The 17,253-nt window shown below is 38.0% G+C and carries 15 protein-coding genes; 5 read left to right on the top strand and 10 right to left on the bottom strand.

Annotated elements, in window-relative coordinates; genetic code table 11:
- Positions 1 to 97 precede the first annotated feature (97 nt).
- Together X953_RS04360 and serA are read left to right on the top strand one after the other, a co-directional pair.
- On the top strand, positions 98 to 1,249 hold the full coding sequence (locus X953_RS04360; RefSeq protein ID WP_040954513.1) for an alanine--glyoxylate aminotransferase family protein: 1,152 nt from the start codon (positions 98 to 100) through the stop codon (positions 1,247 to 1,249).
- Between the two features lie 20 nt (positions 1,250 to 1,269).
- Positions 1,270 to 2,856, top strand: a complete 1,587-nt coding sequence (serA, locus tag X953_RS04355) for a phosphoglycerate dehydrogenase (RefSeq protein WP_040954512.1) — start codon at positions 1,270 to 1,272, stop codon at positions 2,854 to 2,856.
- A 180-nt stretch (positions 2,857 to 3,036) separates the two neighbouring features.
- Here the strand turns inward: serA and X953_RS04350 are convergent, their stop codons facing one another.
- Positions 3,037 to 3,813, bottom strand: coding sequence for an HAD family hydrolase (locus X953_RS04350; RefSeq protein ID WP_040954511.1), 777 nt, complete (start codon positions 3,811 to 3,813; stop codon positions 3,037 to 3,039).
- 160 nt (positions 3,814 to 3,973) lie between these two features.
- Between X953_RS04350 and X953_RS04345 the strand changes: the two genes are divergently transcribed.
- Positions 3,974 to 5,071, top strand: a complete 1,098-nt coding sequence (locus tag X953_RS04345) for a branched-chain amino acid aminotransferase (protein ID WP_040954510.1) — start codon at positions 3,974 to 3,976, stop codon at positions 5,069 to 5,071.
- 170 nt (positions 5,072 to 5,241) lie between these two features.
- Positions 5,242 to 6,009: an NRDE family protein gene (locus tag X953_RS04340; RefSeq protein WP_040954509.1), complete on the top strand. Its 768-nt coding sequence runs from the start codon at positions 5,242 to 5,244 to the stop codon at positions 6,007 to 6,009.
- Between the two features lie 84 nt (positions 6,010 to 6,093).
- Here X953_RS04340 and X953_RS04335 read toward each other — a convergent pair whose 3' ends face one another.
- The 8 genes from X953_RS04335 to X953_RS04300 form a co-directional block, all read right to left on the bottom strand.
- On the bottom strand, positions 6,094 to 7,455 hold the full coding sequence (locus X953_RS04335) for an FAD-binding oxidoreductase (RefSeq protein ID WP_040954508.1): 1,362 nt from the start codon (positions 7,453 to 7,455) through the stop codon (positions 6,094 to 6,096).
- Positions 7,456 to 7,813: 358 nt separating this feature from the next.
- Positions 7,814 to 9,469 carry a peptide ABC transporter substrate-binding protein gene (locus X953_RS04330; protein WP_040954507.1) on the bottom strand — a complete coding sequence of 552 codons (1,656 nt, stop codon included), beginning with the start codon at positions 9,467 to 9,469 and terminating at the stop codon, positions 7,814 to 7,816.
- A gap of 226 nt (positions 9,470 to 9,695) precedes the next feature.
- Entirely contained in the window at positions 9,696 to 10,130 is a 435-nt protein-coding gene (locus X953_RS04325) for a universal stress protein (RefSeq protein WP_040954506.1), read from the bottom strand.
- Positions 10,131 to 10,237: 107 nt separating this feature from the next.
- Positions 10,238 to 10,660 (bottom strand): DUF1801 domain-containing protein, encoded by a 423-nt coding sequence (locus tag X953_RS04320; RefSeq protein WP_040954505.1) that lies wholly within the window; start codon positions 10,658 to 10,660, stop codon positions 10,238 to 10,240.
- 18 nt (positions 10,661 to 10,678) lie between these two features.
- Positions 10,679 to 11,008, bottom strand: a complete 330-nt coding sequence (gene csaA, locus X953_RS04315; RefSeq protein ID WP_040954504.1) for a chaperone CsaA — start codon at positions 11,006 to 11,008, stop codon at positions 10,679 to 10,681.
- A 117-nt stretch (positions 11,009 to 11,125) separates the two neighbouring features.
- A complete protein-coding gene (locus X953_RS04310) occupies positions 11,126 to 12,373 on the bottom strand; it encodes a glutamate-5-semialdehyde dehydrogenase (RefSeq protein ID WP_040954503.1) in 1,248 nt (415 codons plus the stop codon).
- 13 nt (positions 12,374 to 12,386) lie between these two features.
- The gene (gene proB, locus X953_RS04305; protein ID WP_040954502.1) at positions 12,387 to 13,487 is read right to left on the bottom strand and encodes a glutamate 5-kinase; all 1,101 of its coding nucleotides are present in this window, start codon (positions 13,485 to 13,487) and stop codon (positions 12,387 to 12,389) included.
- Positions 13,488 to 13,867: 380 nt separating this feature from the next.
- Complete coding sequence (locus X953_RS04300; RefSeq protein WP_156958444.1) at positions 13,868 to 15,292, bottom strand: DHA2 family efflux MFS transporter permease subunit; 1,425 nt, start codon at positions 15,290 to 15,292, stop codon at positions 13,868 to 13,870.
- A 226-nt stretch (positions 15,293 to 15,518) separates the two neighbouring features.
- Between X953_RS04300 and X953_RS04295 the strand changes: the two genes are divergently transcribed.
- Positions 15,519 to 16,025: a YusW family protein gene (locus X953_RS04295; protein WP_019377058.1), complete on the top strand. Its 507-nt coding sequence runs from the start codon at positions 15,519 to 15,521 to the stop codon at positions 16,023 to 16,025.
- Between the two features lie 342 nt (positions 16,026 to 16,367).
- Here the strand turns inward: X953_RS04295 and X953_RS04290 are convergent, their stop codons facing one another.
- A complete protein-coding gene (locus X953_RS04290) occupies positions 16,368 to 17,225 on the bottom strand; it encodes a DUF6612 family protein (RefSeq protein ID WP_040954501.1) in 858 nt (285 codons plus the stop codon).
- Positions 17,226 to 17,253: the final 28 nt, after the last annotated feature.

The raw sequence follows: 17,253 nt of genomic DNA, 5'->3' as shown, positions 1-17,253 counted from the left end.
GATTTTAAATATTTACATAACACAATGATTAACAAACCTTTTTTAGTTAAACTAGATAAAATGTTCGGATTTTAAAAAGAAGGAGCCGATAAAAAGTATGCTTGCTGAACAAACAATTTTAAGAATACCAGGTCCCACTCCTATTCCTCCCTCTGTGAATCGAGCCATGAACCAACCCATGATTGGGCACAGGGATCAGGAAACCAAAAACTTATTAGAAAGCATCAAGCCTAGATTAAAGCCAGTATTTGGTACAGCTCAAGAAGTAATGATTCTCTCAGGAAGTGGAACTGCAGGTTTAGAAACAGCTGTAGTAAATACAGTTCAACCCGGAGAAGAGGTATTAGTCATTATTACTGGAGCATTTGGGGAGAGGTTCGCCAAAATCTGTCACGAGTACAATATTACTACACACATACACGATGTCTGTTGGGGTAATGCCGCAGATCCTCAAGCAATCGCGGAATTACTTAAGAAACATCCATCCATCAAGGCGGTGTTCGCAACTTATTGCGAAACATCTACCGGGGTATTAAATCCAATTAAAGATATAGCCCAAGCAGTACATACCAATTCGGATGCGTTGTTTATTGTAGATGGTGTATCTTGTATCGGTGCAGTGGAAACCAATATGGATGAATGGGGAATCGACGTTATCGTAACAGGCTCTCAAAAAGCAATGATGCTACCACCAGGGCTTACATTTATTGCTGCAAGTGATCGCGCATGGAAAATAATAGAGAAAAATAAGCAACCACGTTTTTATTTGGACCTAAAAAAGTATCGGAATAACCTGGAAAAAAATTCAACACCTTTTACACCAGCCGTATCTCTTTTATTCGGTTTAGAGCAAGTGCTGCAACTATTGGAGAATGAATCGTTAGAAAAGGTATATCAGAGACATCAAGTAATGAAGAATATGACAAGAGCAGCATTCAAAGCAATGAATATTCCACTTTTGACAAGCGACCCAGCTGCCTCCCCTACAGTTACAGCTATAAAACCAGAGGATTTCAATCCAGAGGAGCTTAGAAATATAATTAAGCAGGATTTCAGAATGACTGTAGCCGGTGGCCAACAACATTTAAAAGGAGAAATCTTCCGCATTGGTCATATGGGTTACTGCTCACCTGCAGACGTGCTTCAATCCATTAGTTTAATAGAGATCGGCATTAAAAAGATAGGAAAAGATATTACATTAGGTCGAGGAATTCAGGCCGCACAAGAAGTATACATTCAACAACTATAAATTCAGGAGGTTATTTATAAATGGCACATAAAGTCTTGATCACCGATCCACTTAGCGAAGAAGGTATCCATCCACTCCTCCACTCAGAGGATTTTACAGCAGACATTGCTACAGACCTGACACCTGAAGAGTTGAAAATCCGAATTACTGGTTATGATGCATTATTGGTAAGAAGCCAAACACAGGTCACTCGCGATTTAATTGAGAAAGCAGTAAATCTAAAAATCATTGGTCGTGCTGGAGTCGGTGTTGACAATATTGATCTGGAGGCAGCTACGGAAAATGGGATAATCGTAGTAAATGCACCAAATGGTAATACGAATTCGGCTGCTGAGCATACAATGGCGATGCTGATGGCATTGGCAAGAAATATTCCACAAGCCTATTTATCTCTCAAAAACCAACAATGGGATCGTAAAAAGTATGTTGGGACCGAATTAAAAAATAAAACGTTAGGTGTCATTGGTCTAGGCAGAATTGGCGCTGAGGTTGCTTATCGAGCCAAAGGCCAGCGATTGAATGTAATGGCATATGATCCATTTTTAACAGAGGAGAAAGCAGAAGCTATGGGGCTGGACTATGGATCTGTTCAAGATGTTCTTAAAGCTGCAGATTTCATTACTATACACACACCATTGTTAAAAGAAACCAGGCATTTACTTAATAAAGAAGCTTTCGAAATAATGAAAGATGGTGTTCAAATCGTGAATTGTGCTCGTGGTGGGATTATAGATGAGGAAGCCTTGTATGATGCAGTTCTTTCAGGAAAAGTGGCAGGCGCAGCACTCGATGTTTTTGAAGAAGAGCCTTTTTATGATAACAAACTTCTCGATTTACCAGAAGTTATTGCTACACCACACCTTGGCGCGAGCACGGTAGAAGCACAGGAGAATGTGGCCATTGATGTATGTGAAGATGTGATGCACTTTCTTGTATCTGGTGCTGTAAACAATCCTGTAAATCTTCCATCTGTGCCAAGCGACATACTTAGTAAAATCAGACCTTATTTTGAGCTTGCAGAAAAGCTTGGTACTTTCCTTATTTATTTAGCAGAGGGAGTGCCTGAGGAAATTAATGTGACTTATTCCGGGGAAGTGTCAGGTGGAGAAATAGCTCCGATCACCCGAAATGCAATTAAAGGTATATTGAAACGTCACTTAGGTGACCACGTAAATGATGTAAACGCAATGTTTCTTGCAGATAAAAAAGGAATTAATGTGAATGAAAGTAAAACATCAAAAGCGAAGGGCTTTGCTAACCTTTTGACTTTAGAAGTAAAAACGAAGTCAGGAGAACGAAGGGTTTCTGGCACACTATTAAACGGTTTAGGACCACGAATTGTTAAGGTTGATAATTATAGTGTTGATGTTACTCCACAGGGCCACATTGTCGTAATTCATCATCAAGATCAGCCAGGAGTAATTGGTAGAATGGGAAGCTTGTTGGCAGAACATCAGATTAATATTGCTACAATGCAGGTGGATCGTTCTGATATGGGTGGAGATGCCATTATGATGCTAACAGTGGATAAACACTTGGAGGACACAGAAATTAACGCTTTAAAAGATCTTGAAGAAATAAACGAAGTAACAGCAGTAGATTTATAGATATGAAAAGCTACTGTAACAGAAATAAAGAATTTTAAAGTTTAAGAAGCAATCATCTCTAGAGTTGCTTTATGAGAAATAATTAACAGCGCACAATGCTTTAAACATAAAGGCCCAACTAACTCGAAATTCACCGTAAATTAGAGTTAGTTAGGCTTTTATTTTTTCCTATAAGAATTTCTACAATAGGTTAAAAATCCCCTGCAAGCTACTTATTTCATATGTAGGAACAATCTCACTATTCTTTTCCTTCCTATTACGATTAACCCATACAGAGTCGATCCCCGCCTGCGATGCCCCTAATATATCTGTATGTAAATTATCTCCAACCATCATGACTTGCTCCTGACTTAATGCGAGAAGGTCCAGTACGTGATTAAATATACTTACATCTGGTTTTCCTTTTCCAAAAGCACCAGAAATAACAATATGTTCAAAATACGGTTGCAGTTCAGGAGTAATATCCAATTTTGTGTATTGTAGTTCTGGAGAACCGTTGGTTAGCAATGCGAGTGAATAATTCCTTTTTAATTCGTCAAGCACCTCGAACGTTTCTTCATAAACATATGGATGTCTTTTTCTCATCTCAGGAAAGAGCGTAGCCAATTCTTTCCCCATTACAAGATTATCTATTCCCACATCCTTTAGACCCAACGTCCAAGCGTCCTCTCTATATTGGGGCACTATTTCTCTTAATCTTTTAAAATCATTTCCTTCATCATTAAAACTTCCCCAAAGCCCCTCAAATGGATTAATTCCTATCATTTGCGTGAACGGATATGTATCATACCCGGCATACAAACTCCTAGCTCGCTCCCTCACTTTTTCCTCTAACAACTCAGGGGCAACACCATATCTTTTACGAACCACCTCACAGGTAGCTTTAAATGCTTCTTTTACACTCTTAGCATCCCACAATAGAGTGTCATCCAAATCAAATATAATAGCTTTTTTCATTATCTGTATTCCCCCTTTTCAATTTATAATTACGTCAAATTATACTACAATTCAGTAGACATTTTAATTAATTATAAAAAACTGAAAATTTAGGGTTGCGTTTATATTGAATATAGCTTATTATTAGTATTAAAATTTTTAACAACAAGGGGACAGTGACATGGAAGAATGGACAGTAGAAGTAGAGCATTGTAAATCACCAAAAGAAAAGCCGAAAACCGAGGAATTGGAGTTTGGGAGGATTTTCACAGATCATATGCTAGTGATCGATTACACGGAACCGGTAGGATGGCATGATGCCCGAATTATACCTTATCAGCCATTGACCATCGATCCATCTGCCATGGTATTTCACTATGGCCAGTCGGTATTTGAAGGTTTAAAAGCTTATTATACACCGGATGGCGATATCCAATTATTTCGCCCGGAAAAAAACCTGGAACGTATGAATCGTTCGAATGATCGTCTCTGTATTCCACAAATTGATGAGTCGCACGTGTTGAAAGCAATTAAGCAGCTTGTTCATATGGAAAAAGACTGGGTACCAACTGCTGAAGGAACTTCTCTTTACATTCGTCCATTCATTATATCAACAGAACCTTTTATTGGCGTAGCACCGGCACACCATTATAAACTAATCGTCATCTTATCACCTGTAGGCGCCTACTACAAGGAAGGAATAAATCCTGTAAAAATTGCAGTCGAAAACACCTTTGTCCGCGCAGTTAAAGGGGGCACCGGAGAAGCAAAGACCGGTGGGAATTACGCCTCCAGTTTAAAAGCTCAAGAATTATGTGCAAAACAGGGCTTCACCCAGGTTTTATGGTTGGATGGAGTAGAAAAAAAATATATTGAAGAAGTTGGCAGTATGAACGTTTTCTTTAAAATCGATGGCGAGATTGTAACCCCTTCGTTAAACGGAAGTATATTGGAAGGTGTTACACGAAATTCTGTCATCCAACTATTAAAGCATTGGCAATTACCTGTAACGGAAAAAAGAATCTCCATGGAAGAATTATATCAAGCTCACATGGATGGTACTTTAGAGGAAGCATTCGGCACAGGTACGGCAGCTGTTATCTCTCCTATTGGACAATTAAGCTGGGAAGGTAAGGATTTGCATATTAACAACGGTAAAACAGGCAAAGTAGCTAAGGCCCTTTATGAAACATTAACCGGCATTCAATATGGAAAAGAAAAGGATCCATTTAACTGGATCGAAAAAGTTACTGAAACAGAAACAATACCAGTGAAATAGTTTGTTATATAGGACGATCGTATTTTGCGATCGTCCTTTTGTGTTTATAAGAACAAATAGATTAGAGCAAAAACTTTCTCATTGTAATTTGTTTGATGATATACTTTTTACTAAGCAAACTTCCTGGGGCATACCATGAAGAAATACACTGTAAGTAGAGGTGGGCCTCTATGTGCCTAATTAATTTGCACTTTCAGCAACACGCAAATTATAAATTAATCGTAGCTGCAAACAGAGATGAATTTTATGACAGACCAACAAAACAAGCACATTTTTGGGATGACAAACCTTTTATATTGGCAGGAAGAGATCTTCGACAAATGGGGACCTGGATGGGAATTACAAAAAATGGACGTTTTGCCGCATTAACCAATTACCGTGATCCAAGTCAAGCTGAAACCGGAAAACGATCACGAGGTAATATCGTTACAAGCTTTCTATTAAGTGATGTGGAACCGACAACATATCTCGCGTCTTTAAAAAAGAATAAAGCTGACTATGCTGGATTTAATGTCATTCTAGGCAGTAGTGATTCTCTTTACTACTACAGCAATCAAGAAAATAAAATAAGGACAATAAATGGTGGTACACATGGTTTAAGTAATCATTTACTAAACACCCCTTGGCCAAAAGTGACGAAAGGCAGAGATAAGTTAAGAAAATATGTACAAACACATTCAGAAATGGTTCACGATGACCTGCTCCAGCTTGTAGCAGATGCCGAAATGGCTGAAGACCATACATTACCTGACACTGGTGTAGGACTTGAATTAGAACGTAACTTATCACCTTTGTTTATTAAGACCGATGGCTACGGTACTAGAGCTTCTACAATATTAACAATAGATATAAATAATATGGTACATTTTACGGAACGTACATATGAAGGTGGAATAGCAAAAAACGAAGTAAGTTACCACTTCAAAATTAGCTCATAAAAAGGGGTAGAAAAAATGTCAAAGAAACATTTTTAAAAAGAGGCTGTCACAAAAATGATGTGAGACAGCCCCTTTTATTCTACTTTAACCTAATACCTTACCTGGATTTAATATTTTTTCAGGATCAAGGGCTGCTTTGATTTTACGCATAACTAATAATGCATCTCCATGTTCCTTTTCCTGATACTTTTGTTTACCAACTCCAACACCATGTTCTCCCGTGCAAGTGCCACCTCTTGCAAGTGCATAGGAAACGATATGTTCATTAACCTGATTTGCCTTCTCTATATCCTTTGGATTATTTACATCTACCATGAGGAGGATATGATAATTTCCATCACCAACATGACCGACGATTCCACCAATAAGCCCAGACGCTTCAACTGCTTGTCTTGCATCCTTTACTGCCCCAGCAAGTTCAGAAATTGGTAAACAGACATCCGTCACCATCTGCTTTTTACCTGGATTCCCGTGCAAGTAGGCATAGGCCGCATTATGTCTCGCCTCCCATAGCTGGTTTCTGGCTGCGGTATCTGTTTCAAACACCATTTCTTGACAGCTAAAATCAGTTAGTATCTCTTTGGTAAACGAGACATCTTGGTTTAAGCCTGCTTCATTTCCATGAAACTCAAGGAAAAGTGTTGGTACTTCTTTATAATCCGTATCACTAAATAAATTTATTTGTTTCATCGACTGCTCATCCACCAATTCCACTCTGGCTACTGGTACACCCGCTTGTAAAATTCCAATTACAGCATTAACTGCATCCTCAACAGTTTTAAAGGAAGCTCTTCCAGCCATAATTTCTTCTGGAATTCCGTGAACTTTTAATGTTAATTCTGTTATACAACCTAATGTCCCTTCAGAGCCTACAAACAAGCTATTCAAATGATAGCCTGAAGAAGATTTAGCTGCCATATTTCCAGTATGTATAACCATTCCATCTGCTAGAACAACTTCTAAATCTCGAACTTGGTCACGCATAATACCATATTTTACTGAGGTGGTACCACTCGCATTCGTAGCAGCCATTCCTCCTAGAGTGGCATCTGCTCCAGGATCAACTGTAAAAAATAAGCCGTATTTCTTTAGTTCTTTTTCAAGCTGTGTCCGCGTAACTCCTGGCTGAACTTTTACTAAGAAATCATCTGCTCGTACTTCTAAAATTTTATTCATTAAAGAAAAATCAATTGTTACCCCACGTTCATACGGAATCACGTTTCCTTCTAAACTTGTACCGAGTCCATAAGGTACAACTGGAATTTCCAGCTCTGCAGCCACTTGCATCACTTGACTGACTTCCACTGCACTAGTTGGAAATACAACGACATCCGGTGTTTGTGGTGTATGATAAGATTCATCGGAACTATGCTGTTCCAGTACGTTTTCGTTTATTGTTACTCTGTCTGCTGGTATAAATTCTTTTAAAGCATTCAGAAGCTCCATTGTCCTGCCCCTTTCATAAAGCAATCTCTCTAAGTTATTTTATCAGACAATTACGTATTTTTGAAGAAAGAGCACGCTTCCACCTCATTAGAGACCGATTTAAGGCTCCCAGTGTCCGTTATTCGCTCAAGGATGGACATACAACATCGTTTTCCACTCCTAATGTCTGTCATCAACTTGATGATAGACATTCAACTTCGGTTTCCTGCTCGCAATGTCCGTCATCATCCTTATGATAGACATTCACATACAATTGTCGATTCCGTTTGTCTTTCATACCTCCGTTATAAGTAATACCAAAAAAGACTGTCCCACAAGCAATGCTTTTAGGACAGTCTTTTTCATATTTACTAACTAATTACTCCATGCTTGCCCACTTATATTCATACTTTGCTCCAAATGCATTATTAATTACTCCGTGCAGATCAGGAGAGATTAACTGGGCACGTGCTTTTTGAAATAATGGTGCAATTACTGCATCGTCGAATAATACCTTTTCAGCTTCAAGAGAAGCTTCAAATCGTTCTACTGGTTTTTGTGCTAAGTCTCCTACAGTACTCTGGACGAGCTTGTCATATTCTTCACTTGAATAACCAGTTTCGTTATTTCCGCCGTCCGTTAACCATAGATTCAACCAACCGTATGGATCAAGATAATCTGCACCCCATGCAGAAATCGCAATATCGTAATCCATATTTGTAGTTAAATCAAGACGTTGTTCGAAAGGTACTTGCTTTAAAGTAACAGTGAGACCTGGCAAATTCGTTTGCAATTGGTTTGCAATATATTCATTCATTACTTTAGATGTTTCACTATCTCCACTTAAAAATTCAAGCTCAACTTTATCTTTACCTATTTCTTCGAGACCTTTTTCCCAATATTCCTTTGCTTCATCCATGCTATATGTTACCATGTCACCATTAATATCTCGGAAGTCTTCTCCTGTTTCAGGATGTGTGGCAAAATCCTGAGGCACTGCTCCATTGGACACAAGTGAGCCATTATTTAAAATTTCATTCACTAATGCCTGCTTATCAACAGCACGACTCAAAGCTTTACGGATATTCACATTCTTAAGTGCTTCTGATTTGGTCTGGTTAAATTTAATAAAAGTCATGCTAGATTCGGTAATTGTATTAAAGTCGTCTCTTGTTGAATACAGATCCACAAGATCAGAGGAAAGATCTGCACGATCAATTTCACCTTTTTCATATAAATCAACAAGTGTTTGCGGATTTTTAACTACATCAAAGGTTATTTCCTCAAGTTTAACTGTATCTGCATCCCAATAATCAGGATTTTTAACGAGCTTCCATTTATTAGCTGTACTTTCCCAATCCTTTAAAATAAATGGTCCATTCGATAATAATGTATCTGTAGAAGTTGCATAGTCTTTCCCTTGCTCTTCAACAAACTTCTGATTCAAAGGTAAAAATGTACCAAAAGTAGTTAAGGATTCAAAATAAGGCGTAGGTTTTTCCAAAGTAACTTCCAATGTATAGTCATCTAATGCTTTAACACCTAGATCTTCTACTTTTTTATCACCACTACCTATTGCAGCAGCATTTTTAATCACACCACTCATCATGTATGGTCCATATTCAGAACCGGTATCCGGGTTAACCGCACGTTGCCATGCATATACAAAATCATTTGCTGTAACAGGGTCACCATTAGACCAAACAGCATCCTCACGTAGATTAAATGTCCAAGTTAACGCATCTTCACTTACTTCATGATTAATAGCAATTCCTTCTTTAATTTCTCCATTTTCTCCTAAACGGTATAAACCATCTGTGGTACTACTTAAGAATTGAAAGGCATACTCATCTGTAGCCATCGATGCATCCATCGTTGGTATCGTATCTCCATTTGTTAAGTGTAAGACCTGATCATTGTTTCCTTCACCTGAATCTCCTGCATTATCTTTGCTATCATCACCACCGCATGCAGCCAATATGCTAAGCAATAGTGCTGTAACCAATAACAGTGATAATTTTCTGAATGATTTCATGTTGTATTCCCTCCTGTTTATGTAATCCCTGATGAAAAAGTCACAAAAAACATTATACTCTTTTCCTGATTAATTTGCACTAGTTTTCAAAAAATATGTCGAAATCTGTAACTTATTATTCACATAACTCTGTGTTGAAAATGATTATTTCTTTCTAACAAAATCCTTAAATACAGGTTCTCGAAAGCATAAAAATAGCCAGCCTTGTCAGCTGGCTATTTACCATTTATTTCATTATTAATATAGGGGACGTGGAATGTTGCACAACATAGTTACTCACACTGCCAAGTATAATTTTCTTCACATTTCCTAATCCTCTACTACCAACAATAATTAGATCGATACCTTGTTCTTCTGCAAATTTACAAATGCTTTTTCCTGGGTTTTCATTTGGATCTCCTACAATAACTTCCATAAGTACAGTAATGTTTAAGCGTTCAAATTCTTGCTTGATTTTCTCAAGCTGAGGCTGAAAATGGTCTGCAAGCTCATTCCCTATGCTTCTGGAAAGAGCTACATTTGTATTTGGGCCGGAGGTTCTTGCCACTGCTATGACATACACTTCTGTCTCTACTTCAATGGTCGTCTGTTTTTTTGCCTCTTCAACAGCCTGTCTGCTTAATGGAGAACCGTCGTATGCTACAAGTATTTTTCTACTCATCACAGTTCAACCCCTTTTCAAAGCTATTATGGACTTCCTACTTTTAGTTTAACATATTTTGCCAATAGCATGAAGGAATTAGATGACTGTTCTATGAAATTTTTATCTTACTCAGGATAGGTCTCTCTCAAAAAGGTAATAGATTGAAGGATCAACTCTTTTAGTATATTTATATCTATATCCTCTACCTTATTAATATACACACAAGCCTTTCCTGACTTATGCTTACCTAATGATTCTAACAATTTTTCACGTTCCTCATCTCCTGTTGCAAAATAAAGGCTTATTCTTGCTTTCCTAGGAGAAAAACCAACGAGAGGAGCATCTCCTTCGTGACCAGTTTTATACTTGTAGTGATAGGACCCAAACCCAATAATACTATCCCCCCACATTTTGGCCTCATAACCTGATGTTTCTGTAAAAATATCCAAAAGCTTATATGCATCCTCACGCTTCCGATTACTTTCCACATTTTCTATAAATTCAATTACATTATTATCATTTTTCTTCGTTTTTAATTCGTACGCCATCTTGCTTCATCCTTTCTTCTATGATATCGTCGTTCCATTCTTCACTTTTTCATCTGGGCGTAACAAAACCACGTCTCCTTCCTGAGGGACCCCTCCAATTACAAGAACTTCTGATTTAAATCCGGCTATTCGCATTGGTGGAAAATTTACAACACCTACCACTTGTTGCCCTATAAGATCTTCAGGGGAGTATCGCTTGGTGATTTGGGCAGAGGTCTGCTTTATTCCTATTTCTCCAAAATCAATCTTCATTTTAATTGCCGGTTTCTTTGCCTCAGGAAAAGGCTCTGCTTCCAAGACGGTTCCTATTCTCATATCAATCTTCATAAAATCCTCAATATTAATCATTATGTTCGCCTCCTGTCAATTACTTATTAATCATTATTTCTATCTAACAAGGGAAAATACCTTTAAAAATAGACACATTTCTAATCATAGAAATATGTCTATCGTTTGCTATATTATTCAATTCCGTATTTGGCCATTTCCATGAATAACAAATTTACTTGATGTCATTGCCTGTAAACCCATTGGTCCTCTTGCATGTAGTTTTTGAGTACTGATGCCAATCTCTGCTCCATACCCAAACTCGAAGCCATCTGTAAACCGTGTAGAGGCGTTATGGTAGACAGCAGCCGCATCTATCCCAAGCATAAATTGCTTAGCATGCTCATCATTTTCCGTGATAATTGCCTCTGAATGCTTTGTTCCGTATTTGTTTATGTGCTGAATAGCATCGCTACTCGAAGAGACAACTTTTACGCTTATAGATAGACCGAGATATTCAGTTGACCATGCCTCCTCTGTTGCTCGTTCTGCTTCTGGTAAAACTTCACAGACACTTTTATCCCCTACAATTTGCACCCCGTTATCACGAAGTGCCTGTAAAAGTTTTTCTCCATGCTCAGTAAACCAACCTTTATGTATTATCACTGATTCAATTGCATTACATACGGATGGTCGCTGCAGTTTTGCATTTAAAACAATCTCTATGGCCATTTCCTGTTTTGCAGATTCATCAATAAACACATGGCAATTACCTGCGCCTGTCTCTATTACTGGAACAGTCGCTTCTTTTACAACTGTATCAATTAAGTTTTTTCCTCCACGTGGGATCAATACATCCAGATACTCATTTAATTGGAATAATTCCTTTGCTGAATCACGACTGGTATCTTCTATAAGTTGCACTGTATTGACGGGTAGTTTACTTTTCTTTAAAGCATCGTGAATGGATTGTACAAGTGCCATATTGGAATACTTTGCAGATGAACTTCCTCTTAATATCACAGCATTCCCTGCTTTAAGGGTTAATGTTGCAGCATCAATCGTTACATTTGGCCGTGCTTCATAAATCATTCCAATGACTCCAATTGGAACGCGCTGTTTCTGGATATGCAAGCCATTTTCCTTTTCAATCGATTCCAGTACTTCCCCAATCGGATCGTTTAACTCTACGAGCTGATAGATGGAATCAATCATGCCGTTCACTCGTTGTGTATTCAGCATAATTCGATCAAGAATAGCAGGGGAAATACCTTTCTTTTTGCCAGCTTCCAAATCTCTTTGATTTTCTGCAAGTATTCTCTCTTGATCTAGAACTAATTGTTCTGCAATTAACCTTAATGCTTCATTTTTCTCTTGGGTAGTAACACGCATTAAAACAAAACTCGCTTCCTTGGCAGCCTTCCCTTTTTCTCTTACCTCTGTCATTAGAACTCCTCCTCTATTTTACATTCACCCAGCGATTTCGATGAATTACTTCTACAGATGGGATGATTGACTTCCCACCTACCCCATTTCTTTTGCTTATCGCGTGTTGTATGTCATCAGATGAACAACTCACCTCTCCTTTTCCAAGTAAGCCATTTAACCCGTATACCTCCACAACATCACCTGAGGCAAATTGACCTTCCACTTTAAAAACACCTGCTGGGAGCAAGCTTCCACCATGATATAAAATGGCCTCCTCTGCACCTTGATCTATAAAGATTTTTCCACTTGTTTCCGAGTGAATGGCTATCCATTGCTTTTTCGTGTTAATCGGTTGTATGGAACCATTGGATATATAGGTGCCATCTCCTTCACCTGCCAGGATACGAAGCAGTTTATCCCTTCCTTCTCCCTGACCGATAAAAACGGAAACTCCTAGGGAAATGGACGTTTTGGCAGCTTGCAACTTTGATTTCATACCACCGGTTCCAACTTTGGAGCCTTTATCATCTGTTGCTTCCAACATTTCTTCAGTAATATCTTCAAGGTAGTCATACCTTTTTGCATGAGGGTTCGTTCGTGGATTCCCATTATATAATCCATTAATATCTGTTAGCATGATTAATAAATCAGCATGAATAAACCCACTAACAAGTGCTGAGAGCATATCGTTATCTCCAAATGTTAATTCCTCAACCGCAACGGTATCATTCTCGTTTATAATTGGTAAAATCCCTCGCTCAAGCAATTCAGTAACTGTGGCAAAGCCATTTTGATAACGTTCCCGGCTGGCGAAGTCCTCCCGCGTTAACAAAATCTGGGCAGGAATGATGTTAAATTCCTTAAATTTAGCGATATATGTTTGGATAAGAAGACTTTGCCCTACAGCTGCCGCAGCCTGCTTACCTTTTACGGTAACAGGTCTGGAAGAATACCCTATCTTAGGAAATCCTGCAGCCACGGCACCAGAGGAAACAAGAATTACCTCATGATTTGCTGCTCTTAGACCAGCAATTGCTTTCACATGTTCATCCAGCTTTTTTTGATCAATTTCTCCACGTTCATTTGTTAATGAACTACTGCCAATTTTTACGACAATTCTTTTTCTGCTCATTTACCTCTACTCCTATATCCCTGTAACTGATGTTTTTACTTATTTTGCTTTTTATTAATACAGATAACTAAAAAAAGCCCAATCATCCTCTATATAAGGACGAAAGAGCTTCACTTCCGCGGTACCACCATTATTGGATGCAAAGTGCATCCCACTTCATTCTCTAACGCTGAATAGCGCCCACGTTTTGCATGGGACTCTAAAGGCAGGTTCTGCAAGGAGATCGTGGCGATATCTTCCAGCTGCTAAATATCACTCTCTGTCACTACTCCAACACATACTAATCCTTCATTAACGTTCATCTATATTTCATATTATTATGGAGAGAATTGGAGCGTATGTCAATAGTATTTTCAAAATATTTTTTTATACTTGGAGATCTAGGCAGATTGCTTTATCTCTGATCTGGAGCCTTTAATAAAAAAGGCAAGGATTAAAGCAATTACTGCGAACACACCAGCAACAATAAAGGACACATTTACACCATGAATGAAACCATGCACACCTTGTTCAGGTATAGCGCTGTTCGTCATGACGGTTACGAGCAATGCAGTGCCGACAGCACCAGCAACTTGGCGCATCGTGTTATTCATAGCTGTTCCATGTGGAATCAAATGAGCTGGAAGCTGATTAAGTCCAGCTGTCGTTACCGGCATCATTACCATTGCAATACCGAACATACGAACAGCATTAACAGTTGCTAAGTAAGCAAACGTAGTATTTTCATCTAAGTTTGTAAACATAAACGTAGTAACCGTAACAATAGATAAACCAATGATCGCTAACCATTTAGCACCATACCGGTCAAAGATTCTTCCTGTTATCGGGTTCATTATCCCCATGACGACTGCGCCCGGTAACAGCATTAAACCAGATTCAAATGCAGTAAAACCAAGCATGTTCTGCATGAGTAATGGAAGGACAACAGCTCCACCAATCATCGCCATAAAGACGACCATGCCCAGGATGGTAGTGAGCGTGAAAATACTATTTTTAAATACTCTAAATTCCAAAATAGGCTGTTTCAACTTCATCTGTCTTAAAATAAACCATGTGAGTGATACTGCGCCAACAATCATAGCTATCGCAACTTGCAAGCTTAGCCAGCCGGAATTTCCTGCTGTACTAAATCCATATAGCAAACCACCAAAACCAAAGGAAGATAATATAATCGATAATACATCCACTTTAGGAAATGTTTGTTTGGTAATATTTTTCAAAATAAAATATGCAACGAAAATATCAATAATAACAATTGGAAGTATTACATAAAATAAACTTCTCCAAGGATAGTGTTCAACTAACCATCCAGATAGTGTTGGTCCGATAGCCGGAGCAAAAGCAATTACTAAACCGAACATCCCCATGGCAGACCCACGTTTTTCAATTGGGAATATTAAAAATAGAATTGTTTGCATTAATGGCATAATAATTCCTGCTGCTGCAGCTTGCAAAATTCTGCCGACCATTAGCATTGCAAAATTCGGTGCTAAAGCACAAACTAAAGTCCCCGCAGCAAAAGTAATTAGAGCCGTTAAAAATAATCTTCGAGTAGTAAAACGTTCAATTAAAAATGCTGTTATTGGAATCATAATACCGTTAACGAGCATAAATACAGATTGCAGCCATTGCGCTGTATTCGCATCCAGCTCTAAATCTGCCATTATGTGAGGTAAAGCTGTAGCTAATAAGGTCTGATTTAAGATAGCTACAAAAGCCCCTGAAATTAATACAATCATAAGAGGTACTCGGTTAATCTCTGGAGTTCCAGACTGATTATTAGTTTGATCCATTTGATCTCCCATCTTTTATTTCCTTCTTTCTATATATACTGCCTGTGCCCACTATTTCTTAACTCATTTTATACTACCCATTCTATATGTGCTTAACACTTAAATCGGATAACTTGTACACTTTATCATAGCTTACCATAGAATAAAAGTGAAAAATCAATCCTAACTCATACGTTTAAAAGCTGTGTTTTCGGGTAATACTACTTCATATATTCACAACAAGACGGGAGCGAAAAGAATGAAAAAGAGATTAGCAATAACACGCTTATTAGCCTTTCTCCTTTTAGTTATAATTATTACTGCATGTAGTGACAATGAGGAAGTGACAAATCCTCCACAAGACAATGCCACAGAGCAACAGCAGGGAGAAAATGATAATACGGATACAGGAGATGCCGGAACTAAAAAAGAAACAACTACGAGCTATCCATTTACAGATTTCGACTTGGATGCTGACTTTAATAATATAAATGACACCGTGGATGTGGATTACGAGCAAGAAACAGAGAAAACAGAAGCAACGTATAAGGATAAAGAACAAGAATTAGACCTAAAAGGCAATGAAGCAATGGACAAACTAGATAATATCTTCTCTAACTTTGACTTTAACAAAGATACATCTCAAGAAGAAGTTATAAAAGCTGTACAAGATGCATTCAAATTACCAGAAGATGCAGCTATAGATCTAGAAATTACTTTTACGGATGGCACCAATAAAGAGTATCAACTAAATAATCCTAATTAAAACGAGCAGTTAAATGCTCGTTTTAATTATTTTTTGTTTCTCTTTTCTTTCTGAAAAAATTAGTTGAAAGTAATAAAAGTATGCTAACAACAATAAGCGGGGTAGATAATGTGCCCAGAGCTGCAGGGACTTCCTCCACCAATTCAAATCGGTCACTTAAAGCAAAACCAATCGCAAAAACAACCAACCCAACATAAAAAAGAGCTTTACCGGTTCTTGTATAATTAAAAATGATCTACACCTCTTTCAAAGCCAGAGAATCTATAATTAGTATTATAATGCATTTCTAATAAACCGTAAAAAAGGACACTCGTGGAGTAATAACGAGTGTCCCTTTAATTTTTATTGTACTACAGCATCATTTTTAACTTCTTCAGGAACTTCAATTTTATCAATACTGTTGATATTGGAATAGGTTGAATCAACTTCTTGAACGATGTTAATTGCATCACCCTCCGGCTGCATTGTCATATCCATATTAAATTTATTCATTTGATATGTTTCTTTATCAAGGTATAGCTCGAAGGACATGCTATTTACTTTCATGTCTTCAATCGCCTGCTGTTCTTCTTCTCCCATTTCTTGCATAAGTTCAGGGGGCATTTGTTCCTTCAACATTTCTTGAATTAATTCATTGAATTTCTCACCATCTGCTTTTAGCTTTAAAATAAATTCATCAGAGGATTGCTCAAAGGATAATTGATCAGCATAATCTTTTAACATCTTTAACTGTTGAGATGGATCCGGTTGTTGACCTGCCATTTGTTGGATCATTTCCATAGAAGCACCTTCCATCTTCATCCATTGGCCCATTTGATCGCTAAAGACATACATAGCGTTATCGACCAAATACATCTCCATTTCCATTGCAGGCAAATTTTCTGTACCTGCCATATTCATCTTCGTCGTCCCTTTTAAATGAGTTGCAAGTGGATCTAATGTCATTTTTGTCGTGAAATCACTCTCTGTATCCATTGCTACCCCGTCAGCTTCCGAGCTAATTTGTTGTTCTAGCTTCATATCCACTTCAGCACTTTCCATCTTTTCTGAAGCTTCCAGTGCCTTAGTATATACTTCTTCTGCCGTTAACTCACTTTCCTCTTCTTTTTCTGTACCTTCTGTCGGCTCCGCCTTCTCATTACAAGCCACAAGAACAGTTGCCAATAGAGTTGTTAGGAGCAGCGTCATCCATTTCTTCAATGTAATATCCACCTTTCTAAGTTAGTCT

It is taken from the genome of Virgibacillus sp. SK37 (assembly GCF_000725285.1).
Taxonomy (GTDB): domain Bacteria; phylum Bacillota; class Bacilli; order Bacillales; family Amphibacillaceae; genus Virgibacillus_Q.
The sequence above is the reverse complement of the archived record's forward strand: the minus strand, read 5'-3'. Positions and strand labels throughout refer to the sequence as shown.

Excerpts from the sequence above, each read along its gene's own strand:
- X953_RS04360 (WP_040954513.1), top strand. The coding sequence starts at position 98 with ATGCTTGCTGAACAAACAATTTTAAGAATACCAGGTCCCACTCCTATT.
- serA (WP_040954512.1), top strand. The coding sequence starts at position 1,270 with ATGGCACATAAAGTCTTGATCACCGATCCACTTAGCGAAGAAGGTATC.
- X953_RS04350 (WP_040954511.1), bottom strand. The coding sequence starts at position 3,813 with ATGAAAAAAGCTATTATATTTGATTTGGATGACACTCTATTGTGGGAT.
- X953_RS04345 (WP_040954510.1), top strand. The coding sequence starts at position 3,974 with ATGGAAGAATGGACAGTAGAAGTAGAGCATTGTAAATCACCAAAAGAA.
- X953_RS04340 (WP_040954509.1), top strand. The coding sequence starts at position 5,242 with ATGTGCCTAATTAATTTGCACTTTCAGCAACACGCAAATTATAAATTA.
- X953_RS04335 (WP_040954508.1), bottom strand. The coding sequence starts at position 7,455 with ATGGAGCTTCTGAATGCTTTAAAAGAATTTATACCAGCAGACAGAGTA.
- X953_RS04330 (WP_040954507.1), bottom strand. The coding sequence starts at position 9,469 with ATGAAATCATTCAGAAAATTATCACTGTTATTGGTTACAGCACTATTG.
- X953_RS04325 (WP_040954506.1), bottom strand. The coding sequence starts at position 10,130 with ATGAGTAGAAAAATACTTGTAGCATACGACGGTTCTCCATTAAGCAGA.
- X953_RS04320 (WP_040954505.1), bottom strand. The coding sequence starts at position 10,660 with ATGGCGTACGAATTAAAAACGAAGAAAAATGATAATAATGTAATTGAA.
- csaA (WP_040954504.1), bottom strand. The coding sequence starts at position 11,008 with ATGATTAATATTGAGGATTTTATGAAGATTGATATGAGAATAGGAACC.
- X953_RS04310 (WP_040954503.1), bottom strand. The coding sequence starts at position 12,373 with ATGACAGAGGTAAGAGAAAAAGGGAAGGCTGCCAAGGAAGCGAGTTTT.
- proB (WP_040954502.1), bottom strand. The coding sequence starts at position 13,487 with ATGAGCAGAAAAAGAATTGTCGTAAAAATTGGCAGTAGTTCATTAACA.
- X953_RS04300 (WP_156958444.1), bottom strand. The coding sequence starts at position 15,292 with ATGGGAGATCAAATGGATCAAACTAATAATCAGTCTGGAACTCCAGAG.
- X953_RS04295 (WP_019377058.1), top strand. The coding sequence starts at position 15,519 with ATGAAAAAGAGATTAGCAATAACACGCTTATTAGCCTTTCTCCTTTTA.